Here is a 25,058-nt window from a genome sequence, read left to right on the forward strand (position 1 = left end):
ATGCGCCCGTATCTTAACCTTGGCCTGACCTCTGGTGTCCTGATCGGGGCGGCGCTGCTCGGCAGCACCGCTTCGGCGGAGACGTTGCGCGAGGCGATGCTACGGGCGTATCAAAGCAATCCGACGATCACCGGCCAGCGCGCGGCGCAGCGTGCGACGGACGAGAATGTCCCGATCGCACGGGCCAGCGGGCTGCCCTCGCTCCAGTCGACCGGGCAGATCACCGACAATGTCGTGGTCGCCAACAACAACTTCCTGAACCCCGAACGGACGGCGACCGGCGCGGTGCAGCTGTCGGTGCCGCTCTATCAGGGCGGGGCGGTCAAGAATGCGGTGCGCGCGGCCGAGACGCGGGTGGATGCGGGCCGGGCGCAGCTGCGCGGGGTCGAGGCCAATCTGTTCACCAATGTGGTGGGCGCCTATATGAACGTCATCCGGGACGAGGCGATCGTCAACCTCAACACCCGGAACGTCAATGTGCTGGAGACGAACCTGCGCGCCTCGCGCGACCGGTTCCAGGTCGGCGACCTGACCCGCACCGACGTTGCCCAGTCCGAGGCACGTCTGGCGCAGGCCCGCGCGCAGCTGCAATCGGCGCAGGCCAATCTGATCTCCAGCCGCGAGAATTACATCAACATCGTCGGGGTCGAGCCGGTGGGGCTGGAACAGCCGCCCGCGCTGCCCAGCCTGCCCGCCTCGCCCAATGCGGCAGTCGGCATCGCGCTCGACCAGAATCCGCAACTGATCGCGGCGCGTCGCAGCGCGGACGCCACCCGCTATGACATCGACGTCGCGCGCGCCAACCGGCTGCCCCGCGTGTCGGCGGTGTCGAGCGGCAACTACTTCAACTATCTGGGCTCGCTGAACGTCGCCACCGTGCCCTCCTCGGGCGTCAACGCGACGGTCGGCCTGCAACTGTCGATGCCTTTGTTCCAGGGCGGCCGCCCGGCGGCGCAGGTCCGCCAGGCTGAGGCGCTGCGCGGACAGGCGCTGGAGAATGCGACCGCGACCGAGCGGCAAGTCGTCGCGCAGGTCCGTTCCGCCTATGCCGTGTGGCAATCCTCGCAGGAGGTGATCCTGTCGGCCGAATCGGCGGTGCGCGCAAACTCGCTGTCGCTGGAGGGCGTGCGCGCCGAGAATAGCGTCGGCACCCGCACCGTGCTCGACATCCTGAACGCCGAGCAGGAATTGCTGAACAGCCAGGTGACGCTCGTCACCGCGCGCCGCGATGCCTATGTCGCCGGTTTCGCGCTGATCGCCGCGATGGGCAATGCCGAGGCGCGCGACCTGGGGCTGGACGGCGGGGCGCTCTACGACCCGGTCGCCAACTACAAGCGGGTGCGCAACAAGATCAACGACTGGGGCGGCGATGGCGAGCCCGCGCCGGTGGCCTCGACCACCGCCGGAACGCCCGCGCAGACGGCGGTCATCACCCGTCCGCTCGACCCCGACGTCAACGCCCCTGTTGACAGAAGCCCCGCATTAACCACAGGTGCATCGGCACCAAGCCGGCAATAAGGTCGGCTGCGGCCTTTGGGGGCCTTGGGGGGCTGAAATGGGGTTTGCGGTCATGGGTGATATCAGCGCCGAACCGTCGATGGAGGAGATCCTCTCCTCGATCAAACGCATCATCGCCGAAGAAGGGGAGGCCCCGACGCGCCAGCGTCGCCCTGCGCGCCCCGTGCCGTCACCGGCCGTCGAGGAGGACTCGCCCGAGGTCCTCGAACTCAGCGACCCGATGCCGCTGCGCATGAAGGTCGAGGCCGCCGCCGCGCGCGCCGCCGAATCGACGTTGCGCGCAGAACTCGCCCCCCGTCCCGCGCCCGAACCGGCGGCGGCCAAGCCCGAGCCGGTCGCCCCGGCCCCCGCTCCCGCACCCGCAGCCCCCGTGGCGGCGCAGAACGGGATCGAGGCGGATGACGGCGAGGAAGCGATCGTCAGCCCTCGCGCGGCGGAGGCCAGTCGTGGTTCCCTGGAGGCGCTCAGCCGTATGATGGTCAAGCCCGAACCGAGCAGCGACGGTACCCTGGAGGGGCTGGTCCGCGACATGCTGCGCCCGATGCTGCGCGACTGGCTCGACGCGAACCTGCCCGAGATGGTCGAGGCGATGGTCGCGCGCGAGATTGCCCGGATCACCCGCGAAGGGCGCTGAGCCACGCAATTCCCGTCGATTTCCGCCCGTGCCGTTGCGCGGGCGGAACCGGCGTGACCTGACCGGGTTCGATGCGCATGGCCCCGAGAGACGAGACGCCCGAGATGGAAAAATCGCCGCGCTCGCTCGTGTCCTCACCCCCGATCTCGGACGCGCGGCAGCCGCATTCGGGCCAGTCGGATATTTTCTTCGCGGCGGTCAAGACGACGCGCATGCCGATGATCGTCACCGATCCGCGCCAGCCCGACAACCCGATCGTCTTCTGCAACGAAGCCTTCAGCTTCATGACCGGCTATTCCGAGGATGAGATCCTCGGCACCAATTGTCGTTTCCTGCAGGGGCCGGAAACCGACCGCGACGTGGTGGCGCAGGTCCGCGCCGCGATCGCACGTCGCGAAGAGATCGCGGTCGAACTGCTCAATTATCGTAAGAACGGCTCGACCTTCTGGAACGCGCTGTTCGTCTCGCCGGTCTATGACGATGCGGGCGAGCTGGTCTATTTCTTCAGCAGCCAGCTCGACATCTCGCGCCGCCGCGAGGCCGAGGATGCCTTGCACGAGGCGCAGAAGATGGAGGCGGTCGGCAAGCTGACCGGCGGCATCGCGCACGACTTCAACAATTTGCTGCAAGTCATTCTGGGCTATGCCGATATTCTGGAAGCCCGCGTCGATCAGGGCGACCGCAGCGGGCGACGCGCGGTGGAGGCGATCGCGGCGGCGGCGGCACGCGGCGCGACGCTGACCCAGCAGCTGCTCGCCTTTGCCCGCAAGCAGGAGCTGCGCGACCGGCTGCTCAACTTCAACCAACTGATCGAGGATTTCCGGCCGATCATCAACCGCACGGCGGGTGAGGGGCTGGCGGTTCGCCAGAAGCTGGAGGAAAATCTCTGGAATTGCCGGATCGATCCGGTCCAGGCGGAAATGGCGCTGATCAATATCGTGACCAATGCGCGCGAGGCGATCGCGCGCAACCAGGGTCATGGCGAGATCATGCTGTCCACCCGCAACATGATCCAGTCCGCCGATCAGCCCGAGGGGCCGGCCAATCTGGAACCCGGCGAATATGTCATGGTCCGCATCGGCGACAATGGCCCCGGCATCGATCCGGCCATCGCCGACAAGGTCTTCGATCCCTTCTTCACCACCAAGGAGATGGGGAAGGGGGCCGGGTTGGGCCTGGCGATGGTCTATGGCTTCATGCGCCAGTCGGGTGGGCTCGCCTCGGTGGAGGCGGGCGAGGAGGGCGGCGCAGTGCTGTCGCTCTATTTCCCGCGCGCGGCGGGCGTGACCGAGCGGCGGCCCTCGCCGACCCAGCCCGCGCGCAGCGGCGGGGTCGAGCGCATCCTGATGGTCGAGGATCAGGAGGATGTCGGCGATCTGGGCAAGTCGATGCTCGAGGATCTGGGTTATGACGTGGTCCTGACCCGCAGCGCGCGCGAGGCGCTCGACCATCTGGCCGAGGATAGCGACTTTTCGCTGCTGTTCACCGATATCCTCATGCCCGGCGGGATGAACGGGGTGGCGTTGGCGCAGGCGGTGCGGCGCGATTATCCGCGCCTGTCGGTGCTCTTGACCACGGGTTTCGCCGACGAGGCGATCGATGAGGGCGCGCGCTCCTACGAACTGATCCGCAAGCCCTATCGCCGCGCCGAACTCAACGAGCGGATTCGCGCCGTGCTCGACCGGCCGGGCGCGCGGACCTGATAGCATCTGGCGTCCCAGCCTCAGGCTGATTAAGGCAGCGTCATGACTGAGCTGCCCAAGACGTTCGACCCCGCCGCAATCGAAGCCCGCTGGTATGGCCATTGGGAGGAAAAGGGCCTGTTCCGCCCCGACCGCCCGAATGCCGAGCCCTGGACGATCGTCAACCCGCCGCCCAACGTCACCGGCAACCTGCATATCGGCCATGCGCTCGACAACACGCTGCAGGATATTCTCGTCCGCCATGCCCGGTTGAAGGGCAAGGACGCGCTGTGGGTGGTCGGCACCGACCATGCGGGCATCGCGACCCAGATGGTGGTCGAGCGTCAGATGAACGCGAAGGGGCAGAAGCGCACCGACTTCACCCGCGACCAGTTCCTCGAAAAGGTCTGGACGTGGAAGGCGGAGAGCGGCGGCCAGATCACCGGCCAGCTGCGCCGCCTGGGCTGCTCGATGGACTGGGCCAATGAGCGCTTCACGATGGACGAGGGCTTCAGCAAGGCGGTGCTGAAGGTCTTTGTCGATCTGTACCGTCAGGGCCTGCTCTACCGCGACAAGCGTCTGGTCAACTGGGATGCCGGGCTCGGCACCGCGATCAGCGACCTGGAGGTCGAGACGCGCGAAGTGAAGGGCAGCTTCTGGCGCCTGCGCTATCCGCTCGCCGACGGATCGGGCTTTATCGAGGTCGCGACGACCCGGCCGGAGACGATGCTCGCCGATATGGCGGTCGCGGTGCATCCGGACGATGCGCGCTACACCGCGCTGATCGGCAAGCAGGTCCGCCTGCCGATCACCGGCCGCCTGATCCCGATCGTCGCCGACGAACATGCCGACCCCGAACTGGGATCGGGCGCGGTCAAGATCACGCCCGGCCACGACTTCAACGATTTCGAGGTCGGCCGCCGCGCCGGTATCGAAGCGCGCGACATGCTCAACATGCTCGATGCCAAGGCTCGCATCGTCCAGACGTCGGATGGCCTGATCCCCGACGCGTTCCTGGGCCTGTCGACCGCCGAGGCGCGCAAGGCCGTGGTCGCGCGGTTGAAGGACGAGGGCGTCCTGATCCCGCACATCGACAAGGACGGCGAGGAGCATGACGCCGAGCCGCGCACGATCCAGACCCCGTTCGGCGACCGCTCCGGCGTGGTGATCGAGCCGTGGCTGACCGACCAATGGTATGTCGATGCCAAGACGCTGGCCCAGCCCGCGATCCAGGCGGTGCGCGGTGGCGATATCAAGATCGTGCCCCAGGCATGGGAGAAGACCTTCTTCAACTGGATGGAGAATATCCAGCCCTGGTGCGTCAGCCGCCAGCTCTGGTGGGGCCACCAGATCCCGGCCTGGTTCGCCGAGGATGGCCGCGTGTTCGTCGCCGAGAGCGAGGAAGAGGCGCAGGCGGAAGCGGGGGAGGGCGTCACCTTGACCCGCGACCCGGACGTGCTCGACACCTGGTTCTCCTCCGCGCTCTGGCCGTTCGCGACGCTCGGCTGGCCCGATAATGGCGACAAGGCGCTGGCGGGGCGTTACCCGAACGACGTCCTGATCTCCGGCTTCGACATCCTGTTCTTCTGGGATGCGCGGATGATGATGCAGGGCCTGCACTTCATGGAAGATGTGCCCTTCAAGACCTTGTATCTTCACGGTCTTGTCCGCGCCACCGACGGCTCGAAAATGTCGAAGTCGAAGGGCAATACGGTCGATCCGCTGGGCCTGATCGACCAGTACGGCGCCGACGCGCTGCGCTTCTTCATGGCGGCGATGGAGAGCCAGGGCCGCGACATCAAGATGGATGAGCGCCGCGTCGAGGGCTATCGCAACTTCGCGACCAAGCTGTGGAATGCGGCGCGTTTTGCCCAGGCCAACGGCATCGGCGCGTCGGCCACGCTGGAGGCGCCGAACGCCACGCTGGCGGTGAACAAGTGGATCATCGCCGAGACGGTGAAGACCGTGCAGGCGGTCGACCTTGCACTGGCCGATTACCGCTTCGACGGGGCGGCGAACGCGATCTACCAGTTCGTCTGGAGCCGTTTCTGCGACTGGTATCTCGAACTCATCAAGCCGGTGCTTCAGGGCGGCGAAGCGGGCGGCGAGGAAACCCGCGCGGTGGCGGGCTGGGTGCTCGACCAGATTCTGGTCCTGCTCCATCCGTTCATGCCCTTCATCACCGAGGAATTGTGGCACGCCATGGGCGCGCGCGATCACGACCTGATCGTCGCGCACTGGCCGATGGCGGACGCCCGCGCGCTCGACCCCGAGGCGGAGCGCGAGATCGACTGGCTGATCCGTTTGGTCAGCGAGATCCGCGCGGCGCGGACCGAGCTGAACGTGCCGCCGGGCGCGCGTCTGCCGATGCATGTCCGCGATGCGAATGAAGCGACGACGGCGCGGCTGGTCCGCCAGGCCTCGGCACTGGCGCGCCTCGCGCGCGTCGACGCGGCCGATGGCGAGGTGTCGGGTGGTGCGGCGCAGGTGGTGGTGGACGAAGCGACCTTCGTCCTGCCGCTGGAAGGCGTGATCGATCTCGACGCCGAACGCCAGCGGCTGACCAAGGCGATCGCGGCGGTCGAGAAGGAGCGCGACGCGCTGGGCGGGCGGCTGAGCAATGCCAGCTTCGTTGAACGCGCCAAGCCCGAAGCGGTCGAAAAGGCCCGCGCCGACCATGCCGACAAGATGGCCGAGGCCGCCCGGTTGCACGCCGCGCTAGGCCGCCTGGGCTGACCGAAAGATCCTCCCTATGCGCAGCATGGGGAGGGGGACCGCGCCCGCAGGGCGTGGTGGAGGGGCATGACGCCTCCGTCCCGCCCTTCCGCCATCGCTGATGCGACGGTCTCCCTCCCCAGGCGTGGCTTGGGGAGGATCGGCTCCTACCCCTGTTCCCCCAATCGCCGCAGCCGCCGAATGCGCGGTTCGCGTTGCAGCTGTGCCTCGCGCCGGATGACCTGGCGCAGTTCGTCGCGCTTCTCATGGATCGATGCGATCACCGGCCCCATCGCGACGCCCAGATCGACCAGCACCGCCTCCGATAATTGCAGCGAGCTTTCCAGCGTTTCGGGTACCGCCTCGCTGACGCCCGCGCGGTAGAGTTCGGTGGCATGCGCCATGTCGCGCGCACGGGCGATGATCGGCAGGTCGGGCGCCGCCTCGCGGATGCGCCGTGCCAGCCGCACCGTCAGCACGGGGTCGTCCATCGTCAGGATCAGCGCGCGGGCGGCGGGCAGGTTGAGCCGGTCGACCAGCTCCGCCCGCGCGACATCGCCGAACAGCACCGGATAGCCTGCACGCCGGGCGTCGCTGACCGAATCGATATCGGCCTCGACCGCGACATAGGATTGGCCATGCACGGTCAGCATGTCGGCGATCATCTTGCCGACGCGGCCAAAGCCGATGATGACGGTCCGGCCGCCGTCATGCTCCAGTTCGGGCGGGGCGGGGCCATCGGTGCTGCGCGCCTCGATCCGGCGGGAGATGACGCGACCCGCCTTGGCGAGCAGCGGCGTGATGGTCAGGCCGATCGCGGTCACGGTCTGCCAGAAGGCGGCGGTCGAGGGCAGGATCAACTGCGCCTGTGCCGCGGTGCCCAGCACGATCAGCGTGGTTTCGGACGGGCTGCCCATCAGCAGCCCGGTCTCCGCTGCGACCCCGCGCCGCGCATGGGCGACGCGGAGCAGCAGATAGGTGACGATCGCCTTCACCGCGACGACCCCGATCACCGCGAGCAGCAGCGTATCCCAGTTCCGCGCGATCAACCGCAGGTCCAGGCTCATGCCGACGGTGATCAGGAACACGCCCAGCGCCAGCCCCTTGAAGGGGGCGGTCATCACCTCGACCTCCGAATGATATTCGGTCTCGGCGATCAGCAGCCCGGCGAGCAGCGCGCCGACGATCGGCGACAGGCCGGCGGCGGTCGTCGCGACGCTCGCGACGATGACGACGAGCAGCGAGGCGGCCAGGAACAGCTCGGGGCTCTTGGTCCGCGCGGCCTGGGCGAACAGGCGCGGCAGGACAAACTTGCCGCCCAGATACATCGCCACCACGGTCAGCCCGCCGCGCAGCGCCACGCCCGCAATCCCGACCCATCCCTCGTCGCTTGCGGTCGGTGCCATGGCGCCCAGTGCGAAGATGATCGGCACGAGCGCCAGATCCTCGAACAACAGCATCGCGAACGCCCCGCGACCGACCGGGCTGGTCGTGCCGACCAGCGGCAACACCAAGGCGGTCGAGGACAGCGTCAGCGCCAGCCCCAGCCCGATCGCCCCGGCCCAGCCCTGTCCCAGCAGGTTCAACGCCGTGCCGATCAGCACCGCCGATCCCAGCAACTCGGCCACGCCGGTTCCGAAGACCAGCCGTCGCATCGCCCAAAGCCTGCGAAAAGACAGCTCCAAGCCTATGGAAAACAGCAATAATATGATGCCGAACTCGGCAAAGGGCTCGATCGATTCGGGGTTGGAGATGGTCAGATAATAGAGCCATGGCGCTTGGGGGACGAGCGATCCCAACCCGGCGGGGCCGACCAGCAGGCCGACCAGGATGAAGCCGATGACCGGGCTGACCCGGAAACGGGCGAAGGCCGGGATGACGATCCCCGCCGACCCGAGGATGACGAGCGCGTCGGAGAAACCCTGATTGTCGAGCCGTAATGCCATGACGGCAACCTAACCCGGGTTGGTCGCGCTTGTCAGGTCGTTAATAGGGCGAAACGGTGATGGGACGATCGGTCCACTGACGACGGGCGTCGCCCGAGGCTAGGGGGCGGCGATGACCAAGGCCTTTCGTTTCGCTTTCCTGCCTCTTTTGTCGATGCTTGCCCTGACGGGATGTGGGGATGGCGACCGCGAGGCTCGGCTGAAAGCGGCGGGTCCGAATCCGTCGCTCGATGCGTTGATGCGGGTGGCCAATGCCGATGCGGGGGCGAAGACGTTCGGCCAGTGCCTGGCCTGCCACACGATCGGCAAGGGCGAACTCGATCGCGGCGGGCCCAATCTCCACGGTATCATGGGCAAGCCGGTGGCGGGCGGCAGCGAACGCTTCGGCTATACCGCGGCGCTGATGCGGATCGGCGGGCGCTGGGACCGGGCGACGATGGACCGCTGGCTCACCTCGCCGCAACGCTTCGCGCCGGGGACCAGAATGACCTTTGCGGGCCTGCCCGATCCGCTCGCGCGGGCGGATGTGATTGCCTATCTGGAGCGGGAAGGGCGGGAGTAACGGACTGCCTGAGCGGCGAGGGCCGGGCGTTCGCCTCGACTTCGCTCGGCGTGAACGGAGGTTCGGTCAAGGGGGTATTCGGTTATATCCCCATTGTTCAGCCTGAGCCTCTGGCTGGCCACGCGGAATAGAATTCGGGGCGAAGATCCTGTGACGTTGTTCGCGCAGAGGCGCGGAGGGCGCAGAGAAGGTTTTGCTCTCGCCCTCCACTCCGGCCTGCGTCCGGGTAGTAGAAGGTTCGTAGAAGGACTTCCTCTCTGCGTCCTCCGCGCCTCTGCGCGAAACAGGATTATTTCTTCGGTCTTCGACCTCACGCGGCTGGGGCGGAACGAGAAAGGGCCCGGAGACAATGCCTCCGAGCCCCTTCTTCGCAACAGGCGGCAGGATTACTGCCAGCTGCCCATTTCGGTTTCGAGGTTGACGCGGATCGCCTCGAAGAACTGCTCGGTGGTCATCCAGGGCTGGTCCGGGCCGATCAGGATGGCGAGGTCCTTGGTCATCTGGCCGTTCTCGACGGTCTTGATGCAGACCTTTTCCAGCGTCTCGGCGAAGCGGACGACGTCGGGGGTGTTGTCGAACTTGCCGCGATACTTCAGGCCGCCGGTCCAGGCGAAGATCGACGCGATCGGGTTGGTCGAGGTCGCCTTGCCCTGCTGATGCTGGCGATAGTGACGGGTCACGGTGCCGTGCGCCGCTTCCGCCTCGATCGTCTTGCCGTCCGGGGTCATCAGCACCGAGGTCATCAGGCCCAGCGAGCCGAAGCCCTGCGCCACCTGGTCCGACTGTACGTCGCCGTCATAGTTCTTGCAGGCCCAGACGAACTCGCCGTGCCACTTCAGCGCCGAGGCGACCATGTCGTCGATCAGGCGGTGCTGATATTCGATGCCCGCCGTCTTGAACTGGTCAGCGAACTCGGTCTCGTACACCTCCTGGAAGATGTCCTTGAAGCGGCCGTCATAGGCCTTCAGGATGGTGTTCTTGGTCGACAGATAGACCGGCCAGCCGCGACCCAGGCCATAGTTCATCGAGGCGCGCGCGAAGTCGCGGATCGATTCGTCCAGATTGTACATGCCCATCGCGACGCCCGAGCTGGGGAAGTTGAACACCTCCTCCTCGATCGTCTCGCCATTCTCGCCTTCCCACTTCATGGTCAGCTTGCCCTTGCCGGGCACCTTGAAGTCGGTCGCCTTATACTGGTCGCCGAAGGCGTGACGGCCGACGACGATCGGGTGGGTCCAGCCGGGGATCAGGCGGGGAACGTTCTTGATGACGATCGGCTCGCGGAAGACGACGCCGCCCAGGATGTTGCGGATCGTGCCGTTGGGCGACTTCCACATCTTCTTCAGGCCGAATTCCTCGACGCGCTGCTCGTCGGGGGTGATGGTCGCGCACTTGATCGCGACGCCGTACTTCTGCGTCGCATGGGCGCTGTCGATCGTCACCTGGTCGCTGGTGGCGTCGCGATTCTGCACCGACAGGTCGTAATAGGCCAGTTCGATGTCGAGATACGGCTTGATCAGGCGTTCGCGAATCCACTCCCAGATGATCCGGGTCATTTCGTCGCCGTCGATCTCCACGACGGGCGTGTTCACCTTGATCTTTGCCATATGCGCATCCTTAGATTTGGCAGGTTTGGCAACGCGTCTAGGGGAGGGGGCGCGGCGGATCAACCACCCTGCGCGATCCGCGAAAGGGCCGGGGCGAACCGAAAAGATTGTGCGATGGCCGGTGGACAGGTAGACAGGCCCGATGCCTTCGCTTGAAAAGCCTCCCATCGCCACCACCACGGTCAAGTGGCGTTTTCCCGCCGTCCATCCCGAAGGGCGCAAATATGTGCTGATCGGGGCGGGCCTGACCCTGCTCGCCACGCTGATCACCAAGGTGCTGTTCTGGCCGTTCGTCGGCCTGTGCATCTGGATCGCCGCGTTCTTCCGCGATCCCGTCCGCACCACGCCGCAGGGCGACGACCTGATCGTCGCGCCCGCCGATGGCCTCGTCACCATGATCCAGCGCGTCGCGATCCCGCGCGAGCTGGTCGGCGAGCTGGGCGAGGCGCCGCTGGTCCGCGTGTCGATCTTCATGTCGGTGTTCGACGTGCACATCAACCGCACGCCGATCGCGGGCGTCATCCGCCAGGTCGTCTATATTTCGGGCAAGTTCCTCAACGCCGACCTCGACAAGGCGTCGGACGAGAATGAGCGCCAGCATTTCGTGGTCGAGGGGCGGGACGGCCGCAAGATCGGCTTCACCCAGATCGCGGGCCTTGTCGCGCGTCGCATCGTCGGCTTCGTGAAGCCCGGGGACATGGTCGCCGCCGGACAGCGGGTCGGCCTGATCCGGTTCGGCAGCCGGGTCGACGTATATCTGCCCGACGACGTCACGCCGCAGGTCTGCCTGGGCCAGCGGTCGGTCGCGGGCGAGACGGTGCTGGGGCGTGTCGGCGGCAAGCCGATGAGCGGCATCGCGCAATAACCGATCCGATGGCCATCTCCCCCCGCTTCGCCCGTCGAGGCCCGCCGCGCGGTCTGCCGCTCCGGGCCATCGCGCCCAATGCCGTCACCGCGCTGGCGCTCTGCTCCGGCCTGACCGGCGTGAAGTTCGCCATTGCGGGGTCGTGGGAAGCGGCGGTCACGATGATCATGGTGGCGGCGGCGCTCGATGGCCTGGACGGGCGGATCGCGCGGCTGCTGCGCGGCGAGAGCCGGTTCGGTGCCGAGCTGGACTCGCTCTCGGACGCGATTTCGTTCGGCGTCGCGCCTGCGCTCATCCTCTATCTCTGGTCGCTGCAAAACCTGCCTCGCATCGGCTGGATCTGCGCGCTGCTCCAAGCGGTCTTCTGTGCGCTTCGCCTGGCGCGATTCAATTCCCAGCTCGATGTGATCGACCAGCCGCGCAAGACGGCGGGTTTCTTCACCGGGGTCCCTGCACCCGCCGGAGCGGGGTTGGCGATGCTGCCTCTCTATCTCTGGTTCTGGACCGGCGAGCCGATCTTCGCCTCGCCATTGCTCGTCGCGCCATGGGTAGCCTTTGTCGCGCTGCTGATGGTGTCCAGCATCGCCACCCTGTCATGGACTTCGTTCCGGTTGCGGCGCCATATCCGGTTCGAGGCGCTGGCGATCATCGTCCTGGTCGGCGTGGCGCTGATCTCCGCGCCCTGGCATGCCCTGACGGCGATCTGCCTTGCCTATCTGGCAAGCATCCCCTTCACCATGATCGCCTATGCCCGCATCAAGCGGCCGCGCGGCGGCGCACCAGCGAAGGGGCAGGCGAGTTCGCCGCCCAGCGCCTGACCGCGATCCGCCGCTCGGCCACCACCAGCGTGGCGAGCGGCGTGAAGGCAGGCTCCGCATGTCCGGTCGCCAGATGGAGAATACGCCGCCATTGGGGCGCGACCATCATGACGATGGTGCCGAGCGAGGCGACCAGCGCGCCCATGAAAACCAGAACACTCACCACGATCATCATGATGCCTGCCTCCTGCCGTTCCCATACGGTGCGGCCATTAACCGAACCGTAACCATTGATTTTTTCGTCCGGTTCCGTCGTCATCGCGGCAACATCAGGGCGAGTCGTGCCAAAACCCCGATGTTGCGAATCCGTGATGAGGCGATCCGTCCCGTTTCCCTGTTGTGGTCATCTTATGTTCCATCGATGTTCCAGAGTCAATCGACGACGGAACAAAAGTGAACGCAAAGGGTGGCTTGCCAAGCGGTCGACCATCGTCTAAGGGCGCGCACCTCAACACCGCATGGGAAGCATCATATTTCGGTGCGCATGGGCTAGGCCCGCCGCGTCATCCGCTTCCCAGAGGACCAACCGGAAGGAATATCACTATGGCGGCACCCGTCGTCACCATGCAGCAGCTGGTCGAGACCGGCGCGCACTTCGGCCACCAGACCCATCGCTGGAACCCGAAGATGAAGCCCTACATCTTTGGCGACCGCAACGGCGTCCACATCCTCGACCTGTCGCAGACCGTGCCGCTCTTCGCGCGCGCTCTGGAGTTCATCAGCTCGACCGTCGCTGGCGGTGGCAAGGTCCTGTTCGTCGGCACCAAGCGCCAGGCGCAGGAGCCGGTCGCCGAGGCCGCTCGCCGCGCGGGCCAGCACTTCGTCAACCATCGCTGGCTGGGCGGTATGCTCACCAACTGGAAGACGATCTCGAACTCGATCAAGCGCCTCAAGACCCTCGAGGAACAGCTGTCGGGCGACACGCACGGCCTGACCAAGAAGGAAGTGCTGAACCTGACCCGCGAGCGCGACAAGCTCGAGCTGTCGCTGGGCGGCATCCGCGACATGGGCGGCATCCCGGACGTGATGTTCGTGATCGACGCCAACAAGGAAGAGCTGGCGATCAAGGAAGCCAACACGCTGGGCATCCCCGTCGTCGCGATCCTCGATTCGAACGTCTCGCCCGACGGCATCGCCTTCCCGGTTCCCGCGAATGACGACGCCAGCCGCGCCATCCGCCTGTACTGCGAAGCCGTTGCCATCGCCGCGACCCGTGGCGGTCACGAGCAGCAGCGCCGTGGCGGTGCGGACTTCGGCGCGATGGCCGAGCCGCCCGTCGAGGAAGCGCTGACCGTCGCCCCGACGGACGTCGCCGAGCAGGCGGTCGAGGCCGAGCGCCAGATCGACGCGTAATCGCGTGAGAAAGCCCCGCGGTGCGGGCGGGGCGATCATCGACCGGATGGGGCAACCCGTCGGTCGATGACATCGGCTTGACATGCAAGCCGTGCTAAGGGCCGCCTCCGATGGGGCGGCCCTACCCGCATCCCCCTTTTCAGACAGAGGAAATCAGACAATGGCCGATATCACCGCAGCGATGGTCAAGGACCTGCGCGAAAAGAGCGGCGCGGGCATGATGGACTGCAAGAAGGCGCTGGCCGAGGCGAATGGCGACATGGACGCCGCGCTGGACTGGCTGCGCACGAAGGGCCTGGCGGCCGCGCAGAAGAAGTCGAGCCGCACCGCAGCCGAGGGCTTGGTCGGCGTCGCCACCAGCGGCACCGTCGGCGCGGCCGTCGAAGTGAACTCGGAAACCGACTTCGTCGCCAAGAACGACCAGTTCCAGTCATTCGTGAAGGACGTCACCGCGATCGCGCTGAAGTCGACCGACGATGTCGAGGCGCTGAAGAATGAAGCGATGCCGCAGGGCGGCACCGTCGCCGAAGTGCTGACCAACAACGTCGCGACGATCGGTGAGAACCAGTCGCTGCGTCGCGCCAAGCGCCTCGAAGTGTCGAAGGGCGCGGTCGTGTCCTATGTCCACAACCAGCAGGCGCCGGGCCTGGGCAAGATCGGCGTGCTCGTCGCGCTCGAATCGGACGCGTCGGACGAGGTCCTGCAGAAGCTGGGCAAGGACCTGGCCATGCACGTCGCGGCCGCCTTCCCCAAGGCGCTGAACGAGGAAGACCTGGACGAGGCCGAGATCGAGCGTGAGCGCGCGATCGCGACCGAAAAGGCCGCCGAATCGGGCAAGCCCGCCGACATCATCGCCAAGATGGTCGAAGGCGGCATCGCCAAGTACCGCAAGGAGCACGCGCTGGTCAGCCAGCTGTTCGTGATGGACGGCAAGACCAAGATCAGCGACGTGGTGGCCAAGGCCGCCAAGGACGCCGGTGCTGAGATCAAGCTGGTGGACTATGTCCGCTTCCAGCTGGGCGAGGGCATCGAGAAGGAAGCGTCGGACTTCGCCGCCGAAGTCGCCGCGGCCTCGGGCGTTCCGCAGAAGGCGTAACGATCCGCGCCGTCCCTCGATGGGACGGTGACGGTAAAGGGGAGCGGTCGCCGCGAGGTGGTCGCTCCCTTTGCGTTTGAGGGAAGGCGATCGCTCCCGAGGCTTCGTTCGCCCTGGGCGAAATCGAAGGGCGCGGGGTCGGCGAAGTCCCATGGGCTTCGACGTCGCGCCGCCTGAACGGGGCGGGGTGCGAAATGCCGAGTCGCTTTTGTGAGACACGACAGGCCCACGAAAATCCCCGCGATCCGCCGCTCCACGGTTGCCCGCCGCCCGCCCGCCGCCTAAGGTCCGCGGCACTTTCACCATCAAGATCCGAGAAACGATGACCAGCCCGCGCTTCAAACGTATCCTATTGAAACTCTCGGGCGAGGTGCTGATGGGCGAGGGGGGGCTGTCCATCTCCCCCGAGATCACCGCGCGCGTGGCGCAGGAGATCGCCGACGTCCGCGCGCAGGGTTATGAACTGTGCATCGTGGTCGGTGGCGGCAACATCTTCCGCGGCCTGTCGGCGGCGGCCAAGGGGTTCGAGCGCGCGACTGCGGACTATATGGGCATGCTGGCGACCGTCATGAACGCGCTGGCGGTGCAGAACGCGCTGGAGCAGATCGGCGTCGACACGCGCGTCCAGTCGGCCATTCCGATGGCCAGCGTCTGCGAACCCTTCATCCGTCGTCGCGCCGAGCGGCATCTGGAAAAGGGCCGGGTGGTGATCTTCGCGGCGGGCGTCGGATCGCCCTTCTTCACCACCGACAGCGGTGCCGCGCTGCGCGCCGCCGAGATGAAGTGCGACGCGCTGTTCAAGGGCACCAGCGTCGACGGCGTCTATGACGCCGATCCCAAGAAGGTGCCGACCGCCACCCGTTACGAAACCGTCAGCTATTCCAAGGTTCTGTCCGACGACCTGAAGGTCATGGACGCCTCGGCCATCGCGCTGTGCCGCGACAACAATATCCCGATCGTCGTCTTCAACATCCGCGAACATGGCAATTTCGGTGCCGTGCTCGCCGGTCAGGGTGTGTCGACGGTCGTTCAGAACGCAGGAGCTTAACCCATGCCAGCCTATGACAAGTCCGATCTCGAGCGCCGTATGCAGGGCGCGGTCGAATCGCTGAAGCACGACCTGAACGGTCTGCGCACCGGTCGCGCGTCGACCGCCTTGCTCGATCCGGTGACGGTCGAGGTCTATGGCAGCCATATGCCGCTGAACCAGGTCGCGACCGTCTCGGCGCCCGAGCCGCGCATGCTGTCGGTGCAGGTGTGGGACAAGTCGAACGTGTCGTCGGTCGAAAAGGCGATCCGCTCGGCGGGTCTGGGCCTGAACCCGATCAATGACGGCCAGACTCTGCGCCTGCCGATCCCCGACCTGACCGAGGAGCGCCGCAAGGAGCTCGCCAAGCTGGCGAACAAATATGCCGAGGGCGCGCGCATCGCGGTGCGCAACGTGCGTCGCGACGGCATGGACAGCCTGAAGACCGACGAGAAGAAGGGCGTCTTCGGCGAGGACGAGCGCAAGCGTCACGAGACCGAGGTCCAGAAGCTGACCGACGCCACCGTTGCCGAGCTGGATGCTGCGGCGGCGGCCAAGGAAAAGGAAATCCTGGGCAAGTGAGTCCTCCGGCCGCCTCGGCCCAGACGGCTCTGGGGTCGCTGGTGGCCGTGCCCGATACGGGTGCGGTCCCGCGTCACGTCGCGATCATCATGGACGGCAATGGCCGCTGGGCCAAACGCCGTCTGCTGCCCCGCTTCGCCGGTCACAAGGCCGGGGTGGATGCCGTGCGCCGGATCGCGCGCGCGGCGCGGGCGATGGGGATCGAGGCGCTGACGCTCTACGCCTTTTCCTCGGAAAACTGGCGGCGGCCCGAAACCGAGATCAGCGACCTGATGGGGCTGCTCCGCATCTTCCTGCGCAAGGATCTGGCGGAGCTGGTGTCGGACAATGTCCGGCTGCGCGTGATCGGCGACTATCGCCGCTTCGCGCCCGATCTGGTCGCGATGATCGACGACGCCATTGCCCGGACCTCGGTCAATAGCGGGCCGGTCCTGGCCATCGCGCTGAACTATGGCGCGCAGGCCGAACTGGTCGAAGCGACGAAGCGGCTGGCGATGAAGGTCGCGGCGGGCGAGATGACTGCCGACGCCATCACGCCGGAGGCGATCGAGGGCGAGTTGCAGACGAACGGCCTGCCGCCGCTCGACCTGGTCATCCGCACCTCGGGCGAACAGCGGCTGTCCAACTTCCTGTTGTGGCAGGCCGCCTATGCCGAGCTGATGTTCGTCGATACGCTCTGGCCCGATTTCGACGAGGCCGCGCTGGCCGATGCGGTGGCGGCCTTCGGACAACGGCACAGGCGTTTCGGCGGCCTGTGATCGATCGCGATTCCGAACCCGCGGCAAGGCCGGTCGAGCCCGCCGCCAAGCCCATGTCCAACCTGACCAAGCGGGTGTTGGCCAGCATCGTGATGATCGCGGTGGCCAGCCTGTGCCTGGCGCTGGGCGATCTGGCCTTCTGGCTGCTGGCGGTGGTCGTCGGCTTGTTCATGATGGCCGAATGGTCCGACCTGTTGAAGGTCGATGCCAAGCAAAAGCGACTGGCCCAGTTCGCGCTGTCGGTGCCGCTGGCGATCATGGCGCCGGGCCTGGCGGCGGGGCCGGGCTTTTTCGCGCTGGGCCTGATCGCGGCGACCTTTTTCTTCCTGACCATCGTGTCGCGGCGACCCGCATTCGGGGCCGGTGCCTTCTATGTCGGGCTGCCGGTCTTCTCGCTGCTGGCGATCCGTCTGCATGACGACGGACTGGCGCTGTCGCTGTGGACGATGGCGCTGGTCTGGGCCTGCGACAGCGGGGCGTTCTTCGTCGGGCGGCAGTTTGGCGGACCCAAGCTCGCGCCGAGCATCAGCCCGGCCAAGACTTGGTCGGGGCTGATCGGCGGCGTGGCGGCGGCGACGCTGCTGGCGGTGCTGATGCGCGCCTATCATGGCCTGCCTTTGCACCTCGTCATCGCGACCCCGGTGCTGGCGGTGCTGGCGCAGATTGGCGACCTGTTCGAAAGCGGGCTGAAGCGGCGGGCGGGGGTGAAGGACAGCGGCAATGTCCTGCCCGGCCATGGCGGCGTCATGGACCGGCTCGACGGCATCGTGCCCGTGGCCCCGATCGCGGCTCTCCTGATCTTTCTGCCGGACCTGTTCTGATGCGAAGCGTGACCATTCTCGGCGCGACCGGCTCGGTCGGCACCTCGACGCTGGACCTGATCGAGCGAGAGCCCGATCGTTACCGCGTCCGCGCGCTGACCGCCAATGCCGATGTCGCCAAGCTGGCCGCGGCGGCGAAGCGGACCCATGCCGAGTTGGCGGTGGTCGCCGACGAACGCTGCCTGCCCGATCTGCGCGAGGCGCTGGCGGGGACCGGGACACGGGTGGCGGGCGGCCGCGCGGCGGTGATCGAGGCGGCGGCGAGCGGCGCGGACTGGACGATGGGGGCAATCGTCGGGTGCGCCGGGCTGGAGCCCGCCATGGCCGCGATCGCCCAGGGCGGCACGGTGGTGCTGGCCAACAAGGAGCCGCTCGTCTCGGCAGGTGAGGTGGTGCTGGCGGCGGCCGCGAAGGCGGGGGCGACGCTGCTGCCCGCCGACAGCGAACACAACGCCATCTACCAATGTTTCGACTTCGCGCGGCCCGAGCGGGTGCGTCGGATCGTCCTGACCGCCAGCGGCGGCCCGTTCCGGACCTGGACCACCGACGCCATGCGTCAGGTCACCCCCGAACAGGCGGTGGCGCATCCCAACTGGTCGATGGGCGCGAAGATCTCGGTCGATTCGGCGACGATGATGAACAAGGGGCTGGAGCTGATCGAGGCGGCCCGGCTGTTCCCGGTGCCCTCCGACCGGATCGAGATCGTGTTGCATCCCCAATCGGTGATCCATTCGGCGGTCGATTATGTCGACGGCTCGATGCTGGCGCAGCTGGGGCCGTCCGACATGCGGGTGCCGATCGCGCACTGCCTGGCCTGGCCGGACCGGATGCCGACGCCGATGGCGCCGCTCGACCTGGTCGCGCTGGGCCGGATGGACTTCGCCGCGCCCGACCCGGTGCGCTTTCCCGCGCTGCGACTGGCGCGTGCCGCGCTGGAGGCGGGTGGGGCGGCCCCGGCTATTCTGAACGCGGCCAATGAGGTCGCGGTTGCGGCTTTTCTCGCACGTCGCATCGGCTTCCTCGAAATTGCCGCAATCGTTGAGGATATTCTCCATCGCTACGACCCGGCCCCGCCGGAAACGCTCGACGCGGTGATCGCGATCGATGCGGAGACGCGGGAGCTGGCGGGCGAGCGCGTTGAGGATTGCGTCGTTTGATCGAAACCCCCGGCCTGTTGTTGACCATCCTGGCCTTTGTTCTCGCCATCGGTCCGCTCGTGTTCGTGCACGAGATGGGCCATTACCTCGCCGGGCGCTGGTTCGGGGTGAAGGCGGAAACCTTCGCGATCGGCTTCGGGCATGAGGTGTTCGGGCTGACCGACCGGCGTGGTACGCGGTGGAAGATTGGGTGGCTGCCGCTGGGCGGCTATGTGAAGTTCGCCGGCGACATGAACCCCGCCAGCCAGCCCGACGCGGCCTGGCTCTCGCTCCCGCCCGAGGAGCGCGCACGGACGTTTCAGGCCAAGCCGGTATGGCAACGCGCGATCATCGTCGCGGCGGGCCCCGCGATCAATTTCGTCGCGGCGATCCTGATCCTGGCAGGCTTTGCCTGTGCCTATGGCGAGGCGGTGATCCCGCCGGTGGTGGGCGAGGTCGTGACGGGAAGCGCCGCCGCCTCTTCGGCGCTGCGCCCCGGCGACCGGGTGACGGCGATCGACGGGCGCACCGTCACCGATTTCGCCGATATCGCGCGCTATGTGCAGATCCGCGCCGGACAGCGGGTGACGATCGAGGCGACGCGCAGCGGCGTGCCGTTCACGACCGACGTCACCGTCGGCACCGACGAGCAGCGCGATCGCTTCGGCAACCGCTATCGCATCGGCCGCCTGGGCGTGCGCGGCACCGGCACGGTCGATGTCCGCCCGGTCGGTCTTCTCCGCGCCCCCGTGGTGGCGGTAAAGCGCACCGGCGAAATCGTCCGCATGATGGTCGAGACGCTGGGACAGGTGATTTCCGGCCGCCGCTCGGTCAAGGAACTGGGCGGGCCGGTGTCGATCGCCAAGGTGTCGGGCGAGCAAATGGCGCTGGGCCTCGACGCCTTTGTTTTCTTCGTGGCGCTGGTGTCCATCAATCTGGGGTTCATCAACCTCTTGCCAGTGCCGATGCTGGATGGCGGTCATCTTCTCTTCTATGCGATCGAAGCGGTGCGACGTCGCCCCCTGGAGCCGGCGGCCCAGGAATGGGCATTCCGTGGCGGTTTGGTGGCGATCCTGGCCCTGATGCTCTTCGTGACGTTCAACGATCTGGGCAATTTGGGGCTTTGGAAAAATATCGCTGGCTTGATCGGCTGACGCCGATGGGGCAGGGCGCGAGGACGACAGGGGTCGGTTCGACTTTTCTGGGGTGGGTTTGGTGACAGCAATGACGGGTATCAAGACTGTGCGCGCAGGCGCCTTATTGCTGGCGGGCACGATGCTGTCGGGCGTCCCCGTCATGGCGCAGGTCGCGCCCGCGACGCCCGCCGGGACGACGACACAGGCGGCGGCACCCGCCGCGACGCCCGCGCCGCAGCGGATCATCAAGACGCTGCGGGTCGAGGGCGCGCAGCGGATCGAGCCGGAGACGGTTCTGTCCTATACCAAGCTGCGCGTGGGCATTCCCTATTCGGCCGAGACGCTCGACCAGGCGCTGAAGGATCTCCAGGCGTCCGAGCTGTTCGCCGACTATTCGATCTCGGGCGTCGAGAGCGGCGACATCGTGCTGCGCGTGCGCGAGAACCCGATCATCAACCGGGTCATTCTGGAGGGCAACAAGCGCCTGAAGGAAGACAAGATCAAGAAGGAGATTAAGCTCGCGCCGCGGCAGATCTTCACCCGCACCGCCGTCCGCCAGGACGTGGCGCGGATCGTCGAGCTGTACCGCCGCCAGGGCCGGTTCGGCGCGGTGGTCGATCCCAAGATGGTCAATCTGGACCAGAACCGCGTCGATGTGGTGTTCGAGATCAGCGAGGGCCCCAAGTCCAAGGTCCGCCAGATCAACATCATCGGCAACGAAAAATTCTCCGACGATGAGCTGCGCGGTGCGATGTACACCAAGCAGTCGCGCTGGTTCCGCTTCCTGTCCTCGGCCACCAGCTACGACCAGGATCGCCTGGCCGCCGACCAGCAGAAGCTGCGCGCCTTCTACCTGTCCAACGGCTATGCCGATTTCCGCGTGACCAGCGCGGTGGCCGAGCTGACCCCGGACAAGAAGGACTTCATCATCACCTATGTGGTGGAGGAAGGCCCGCGCTACAAGTTCGGCGACGTCAAGGTCGACAGCCAGATCCGCGACTTCGACAATGAGAAGCTTGCCCAGTCGCTGCCGATGAAGAAGGGCGACTGGTACAATGCCAAGCTGATCGAGGATTCGATCGACAGCCTCAGCCAGACGGCGGGCCTGTTCGGCTATGCCTTCACCGACGTGAACCCCGAGTTCCAGCGTGACAAGGACACGCTGACCATGTCGATCACGTTCAACATCGCCGAGGCGAAGCGGACCTATATCGAGCGGATCGACATCAACGGCAACACGCAGACCCAGGACAAGGTCGTCCGCCGCGAGTTCCGCGTGGCCGAGGGCGATGCGTTCAACAGCTTCCAGGTCCGCCGCAGCCAGGATCGCATCAACTCGCTCGGCTATTTCCAGGAGAAGCTGGAGGTCAAGCAGAACCCCGGCTCGACCCCCGACCGCATCGTCCTCGAAACCAACACGGAAGAACAGTCCACTGGCTCGCTCCAGCTGTCGGCGGGCTATTCGTCGCTGGAACGCTTCATCATCCAGGCGAACATCACCCAGCGCAATTTCCGCGGCAAGGGCCAGGAACTGCGCGCGGGCGTGAATTATTCGGCCTATTCCAAGTCGATCGAGCTGGGCTTCACCGAGCCTTATGTGTTCGACAAGAACGTCGCGCTGGGCGTCGACGTGTTCCGTCGCGACTATAACTCGTTCAACTATCTGGGCACCACCCGCCAGACGACCTATAGCCAGGTGTCGACCGGCTTCCAGGTGCGCGCGGGCGTGCCGCTGACCGAATATTGGTCGCTGTCGGGTCGCTATGGCCTGACCTATGACGAGGTCGGCCTGGCCTCGTCCTTCTTCAACGCCGATGGCAGCTGTAACTTCCAGACGGCGGGCCGTTATCTCTGCGACGCGATCGGCAATCGCTGGACCTCGTCGGTCGGCTATTCGCTGATCTATGACAGCCTGAACAGCCGTCTGCGTCCGACCGCGGGTCAGCGTTTCTCGTTCAGCCAGGACTTTGCCGGTCTGGGCGGCGACGTGAAATATATCCGCACCCGTGGCGAAGGCGCCAAGTTCTGGGGTCTGGGCAAGGGCTTCGTCTTCTCGGTCCTGGGCGAGGGCGGCTATATCCACTCGCTGGAGGACAGCCGCGGTCCCGGCATCGACCCGGTGCGTATCGTTGACCGCTTCTATCTGGGCGAGCCGCAGTTCCGTGGCTTCGACATTCGCGGCGTCGGTCCGCGCGTGCTGCGCGTGCCCTATGTCATCGGCACGGATGGATCGCAGTCGCGTCAGACCGATCGCGACCAGATCGTCGACGACGCGCTGGGCGGCCGCGCTTATTATCTGACGCGCGCCGAGCTCGAGATTCCGCTGGGCTCGGGTGCGCGCGAAATGGGTCTGCGGCCCAGCATCTATGTCCAGGCGGGCAGCCTGTGGGGCATCACCCGCCCGCTGCCGTCGCTCGACTTCCCGCAGGCGCGCGACGCCAACGGCAATCTGCTGTTCAACAAGGACGGGTCGAAGACGCTCGCCCCCTCGCTGCTCAAGGACGGGCAGGGGCGGCAGCTGTACGTCGTGCCGACCGGGTCGGACAATGCGGGGCAGTTCACCACCTGCTCGGTCGGCTTCTCGGCGACGTCGGGCGGTACCTGCTCGGGCACCAGCACCAACACCATCGCGCAGAATACCAACTATGCCGAAGAGCAGTTCTACGGCGGCACCTGGCGTCCGCGCGTGTCGATCGGCATCGGCGTGAACTGGAATTCACCATTTGGACCGCTGCGCATCGACCTGGCCAAGGCATTGGTCACGCAGCCGGGCGACGACCCCAAGCTCATCACTTTCAACGTAGGGACGCAGTTCTGATGAAGACGATTTCCAAGCTCCTCCTCGCGGCGGCCCTGGTGGCCCCGGCCGCGACCGTCGCGACGACCGCGAGTGCGCAGGTGAACGGCGTCGCCGTGGCCGATCCGCAGGGTGCGATCGCCGGTTCGCGCGCCTGGGCGACCGCCCGCCAGCAGATCGAGACGACCTACAAGGCGCAGCTCGACCAGGCCGAGACCCGCCGCACCGCGCTCGCCGCCGAACTGAACCCGCTGGTCCAGGCGTTCCAGACCGCGCGTTCGGCCCCCAACGCCAACGAGGCGGCGCTGCGCACCCAGGCGCAGGCGATCCAGACCAAGCAGCAGGCCGCCGAGCAGGAACTGGCCCGCCTGACCCAGCCCGCCGTCCGCGCGCAGACCTATGCCGTCGAGCAGCTCCAGGCCAAGCTGGGCGAAGCGGTGCAGAACGCCGTCCGCGCCAAGAATGTCAGCCTGCTGGTCAGCCCGCAGGCGGTGCTGTTCATGCAGCCGACCGCCGACATCACCTCGGCGGTGACCGCCGAGCTGGACAAGCTGGTCCCGACCGTCAGCATCACCCCGCCGGCGGGCTGGCAGCCCGGTCAGCAGGGTGGCCAGCAGGGCGCCGCCCCCGCCGCCGCACCGGCCGCCACCCCGGCTCCGGCGCCTGCGCGTCGCCAGAACAGCGGCCGGTAATCGCTTCGTGAGCGACGTTGTGAACGACGAGGCGAAGACCGTCATCGGCCCGCTAGACGTCACGCGGGTCATGGCGGCGATCCCGCACCGTTACCCGATGTTGCTGGTCGATCGTGTCGAGGAACTGGTCCTCGACACGTCGATCCGCGCGGTGAAGGCGGTGACGATCAACGAGGCGTTTTTCCAGGGCCATTATCCCGGCCGTCCGATCATGCCGGGCGTGCTGATCGTCGAGGCGCTGGCGCAGGCCGCCGGTGTCCTGGGCGTGGAAAGCCTGGGCCTCGCCAATTCGGGCAAGCTCGTCTACTTCATGTCGATCGACGGCGTGAAGTTCCGCAAGCCCGTGGAACCCGGCGTCCTCCTCCATCTGGAAGTGGAGTTCGTGTCGAAGCGGACCCGCGTGTGCAAGTTCGCGGGTGTCGCCAAGATCGACGGCGTCGCCGTGGCGGAGGCCAATTTCACCGCGATGATCGCCGATCCGCCCGCCGAGGCGTAAGGGCTCACGTCGCTTTTGACTATCGGGGCGCGGTCCGCTATGGGCCGCGCCTTGAGCTTTAAGGCTGGTCGGAACCAGCCATTTTCCGGAGCAATATCATGAAGACCGATACGCACCCCGACTATCACATGATCAAGGTCCAGATGACCGACGGCACCGTGTTCGAAACCCGCTCCACCTGGGGCAAGGAAGGCGACACGATGCAGCTCGACATCGATCCGCTGGCGCACCCGGCCTGGACCGGCGGCCGTGGCCAGATGCTGGACACCGGCGGTCAGGTCGCGCGCTTCAACAAGCGCTTCGGTGGCGGTCTCACGCTCCGCAAGTAATGGCCTGGCCCTGCGGGGCTGCGCTATCGCAAAGGACCCGGTGCCTCCATGCGGAGGGGCCGGGTTTTTTGTATCCGCCGCGCGCGGCGGGCAAATCGTTTGCGATGTATTTACCACCTCGCTTTAGCATTGCCTGCATGTTCGCCGCCGAATTCGAGCCCATGAAAATTCCGGCCCGCCGTCGCTCGAAGCGGACGGAGGTGAAGGTGGAGGCCGATTATGAGGGCGACGGCCTGGCCCGCGCGCTGTGCCGTGTCCTCGACATTTCGACCCACGGCGCCCGGCTGGAAACCTATACCGAGTTGCGCAGCGGGATGACGATCTGGCTGCGGTTGCCCAAGGTGGGGCAGGTGATCGCGCGGATCGTCTGGGCCGATGATTTCGCGGCGGGGTGCCAGTTCCAGACCCCGCTGGCGCAGGACGCCTATGAGGTGCTGGCGCCGCTCGCCTGATCGCGGGGTGGCCAGGGGCGACCGGCTAGGCTAGTC

General features: G+C 66.6%; 23 protein-coding genes. 20 read left to right on the forward strand and 3 right to left on the reverse strand.

Annotated elements, in window-relative coordinates:
* The 4 genes from QE363_RS08910 to QE363_RS08925 all read left to right on the forward strand — a co-directional run bounded on the left by QE363_RS08910 (nt 1) and on the right by QE363_RS08925 (nt 6,570).
* Complete coding sequence (locus QE363_RS08910; RefSeq protein ID WP_309694503.1) at nt 1-1,518, forward strand: TolC family outer membrane protein; 1,518 nt, start codon at nt 1-3, stop codon at nt 1,516-1,518.
* Between the two features lie 52 nt (nt 1,519-1,570).
* A complete protein-coding gene (locus QE363_RS08915) occupies nt 1,571-2,152 on the forward strand; it encodes a DUF2497 domain-containing protein (protein ID WP_309694505.1) in 582 nt (193 codons plus the stop codon).
* Between the two features lie 77 nt (nt 2,153-2,229).
* The gene (locus QE363_RS08920; RefSeq protein ID WP_309694507.1) at nt 2,230-3,855 is read left to right on the forward strand and encodes a histidine kinase famiy protein; all 1,626 of its coding nucleotides are present in this window, start codon (nt 2,230-2,232) and stop codon (nt 3,853-3,855) included.
* Nucleotides 3,856-3,897: 42 nt separating this feature from the next.
* Nucleotides 3,898-6,570 (forward strand): valine--tRNA ligase, encoded by a 2,673-nt coding sequence (locus tag QE363_RS08925; protein ID WP_309694509.1) that lies wholly within the window; start codon nt 3,898-3,900, stop codon nt 6,568-6,570.
* Between the two features lie 146 nt (nt 6,571-6,716).
* Here QE363_RS08925 and QE363_RS08930 read toward each other — a convergent pair whose 3' ends face one another.
* On the reverse strand, nt 6,717-8,495 hold the full coding sequence (locus QE363_RS08930; RefSeq protein ID WP_309694511.1) for a cation:proton antiporter: 1,779 nt from the start codon (nt 8,493-8,495) through the stop codon (nt 6,717-6,719).
* A gap of 112 nt (nt 8,496-8,607) precedes the next feature.
* On the opposite strand from QE363_RS08930, the gene QE363_RS08935 reads away from it, so the two are divergent.
* Nucleotides 8,608-9,057: a c-type cytochrome gene (locus QE363_RS08935; RefSeq protein WP_309694513.1), complete on the forward strand. Its 450-nt coding sequence runs from the start codon at nt 8,608-8,610 to the stop codon at nt 9,055-9,057.
* Nucleotides 9,058-9,443: 386 nt separating this feature from the next.
* Here QE363_RS08935 and QE363_RS08940 read toward each other — a convergent pair whose 3' ends face one another.
* Nucleotides 9,444-10,664: an NADP-dependent isocitrate dehydrogenase gene (locus QE363_RS08940; RefSeq protein WP_309694514.1), complete on the reverse strand. Its 1,221-nt coding sequence runs from the start codon at nt 10,662-10,664 to the stop codon at nt 9,444-9,446.
* A 142-nt stretch (nt 10,665-10,806) separates the two neighbouring features.
* Here QE363_RS08940 and QE363_RS08945 point away from each other — a divergent pair, with 142 nt between their 5' ends.
* Together QE363_RS08945 and pssA are read left to right on the forward strand one after the other, a co-directional pair.
* Nucleotides 10,807-11,529 (forward strand): phosphatidylserine decarboxylase, encoded by a 723-nt coding sequence (locus QE363_RS08945; protein ID WP_307097985.1) that lies wholly within the window; start codon nt 10,807-10,809, stop codon nt 11,527-11,529.
* 8 nt (nt 11,530-11,537) lie between these two features.
* Nucleotides 11,538-12,347, forward strand: a complete 810-nt coding sequence (gene pssA / locus QE363_RS08950; protein WP_309694517.1) for a CDP-diacylglycerol--serine O-phosphatidyltransferase — start codon at nt 11,538-11,540, stop codon at nt 12,345-12,347.
* Here pssA and QE363_RS08955 read toward each other — a convergent pair.
* Nucleotides 12,286-12,606 (reverse strand): hypothetical protein, encoded by a 321-nt coding sequence (locus QE363_RS08955; protein WP_309694519.1) that lies wholly within the window; start codon nt 12,604-12,606, stop codon nt 12,286-12,288. The two genes, pssA and QE363_RS08955, sit on opposite strands and share 62 nt — an antisense overlap.
* 284 nt (nt 12,607-12,890) lie before the next feature.
* Here QE363_RS08955 and rpsB point away from each other — a divergent pair, with 284 nt between their 5' ends.
* From rpsB to QE363_RS09020, 13 genes are all read left to right on the forward strand, one after another.
* The gene (gene rpsB, locus QE363_RS08960; protein WP_309694520.1) at nt 12,891-13,700 is read left to right on the forward strand and encodes a 30S ribosomal protein S2; all 810 of its coding nucleotides are present in this window, start codon (nt 12,891-12,893) and stop codon (nt 13,698-13,700) included.
* Nucleotides 13,701-13,860: 160 nt separating this feature from the next.
* On the forward strand, nt 13,861-14,796 hold the full coding sequence (tsf, locus tag QE363_RS08965; RefSeq protein ID WP_307097989.1) for a translation elongation factor Ts: 936 nt from the start codon (nt 13,861-13,863) through the stop codon (nt 14,794-14,796).
* Between the two features lie 322 nt (nt 14,797-15,118).
* Nucleotides 15,119-15,844, forward strand: coding sequence for a UMP kinase (pyrH, locus tag QE363_RS08970; protein ID WP_307097990.1), 726 nt, complete (start codon nt 15,119-15,121; stop codon nt 15,842-15,844).
* 3 nt (nt 15,845-15,847) lie between these two features.
* Nucleotides 15,848-16,405, forward strand: coding sequence for a ribosome recycling factor (frr, locus tag QE363_RS08975; protein WP_307097991.1), 558 nt, complete (start codon nt 15,848-15,850; stop codon nt 16,403-16,405).
* A gap of 89 nt (nt 16,406-16,494) precedes the next feature.
* Complete coding sequence (gene uppS / locus QE363_RS08980; RefSeq protein WP_373424703.1) at nt 16,495-17,163, forward strand: polyprenyl diphosphate synthase; 669 nt, start codon at nt 16,495-16,497, stop codon at nt 17,161-17,163.
* Between the two features lie 53 nt (nt 17,164-17,216).
* Nucleotides 17,217-17,984, forward strand: coding sequence for a phosphatidate cytidylyltransferase (locus QE363_RS08985; protein ID WP_309698157.1), 768 nt, complete (start codon nt 17,217-17,219; stop codon nt 17,982-17,984).
* A complete protein-coding gene (dxr, locus tag QE363_RS08990; protein WP_309694524.1) occupies nt 17,984-19,141 on the forward strand; it encodes a 1-deoxy-D-xylulose-5-phosphate reductoisomerase in 1,158 nt (385 codons plus the stop codon). The genes QE363_RS08985 and dxr overlap by 1 nt, the downstream gene beginning before the upstream one ends.
* Nucleotides 19,138-20,274: an RIP metalloprotease RseP gene (rseP, locus tag QE363_RS08995; RefSeq protein ID WP_309698159.1), complete on the forward strand. Its 1,137-nt coding sequence runs from the start codon at nt 19,138-19,140 to the stop codon at nt 20,272-20,274. Before dxr ends, rseP begins: the two co-directional genes overlap by 4 nt.
* Before the next feature lie 70 nt (nt 20,275-20,344).
* Entirely contained in the window at nt 20,345-23,074 is a 2,730-nt protein-coding gene (bamA, locus tag QE363_RS09000; RefSeq protein WP_307097994.1) for an outer membrane protein assembly factor BamA, read from the forward strand.
* Nucleotides 23,074-23,745, forward strand: a complete 672-nt coding sequence (locus QE363_RS09005; protein ID WP_307097995.1) for an OmpH family outer membrane protein — start codon at nt 23,074-23,076, stop codon at nt 23,743-23,745. The genes bamA and QE363_RS09005 overlap by 1 nt, the downstream gene beginning before the upstream one ends.
* Nucleotides 23,746-23,752: 7 nt before the next feature.
* On the forward strand, nt 23,753-24,241 hold the full coding sequence (gene fabZ / locus QE363_RS09010; protein ID WP_309694527.1) for a 3-hydroxyacyl-ACP dehydratase FabZ: 489 nt from the start codon (nt 23,753-23,755) through the stop codon (nt 24,239-24,241).
* 98 nt (nt 24,242-24,339) lie between these two features.
* On the forward strand, nt 24,340-24,570 hold the full coding sequence (gene rpmE, locus QE363_RS09015) for a 50S ribosomal protein L31 (protein ID WP_007404343.1): 231 nt from the start codon (nt 24,340-24,342) through the stop codon (nt 24,568-24,570).
* Between the two features lie 161 nt (nt 24,571-24,731).
* The gene (locus QE363_RS09020; protein ID WP_309694537.1) at nt 24,732-25,022 is read left to right on the forward strand and encodes a PilZ domain-containing protein; all 291 of its coding nucleotides are present in this window, start codon (nt 24,732-24,734) and stop codon (nt 25,020-25,022) included.
* Nucleotides 25,023-25,058: the final 36 nt, after the last annotated feature.

This window comes from Sphingomonas sp. SORGH_AS_0870 (assembly GCF_031453175.1).
GTDB lineage: Bacteria > Pseudomonadota > Alphaproteobacteria > Sphingomonadales > Sphingomonadaceae > Sphingomonas.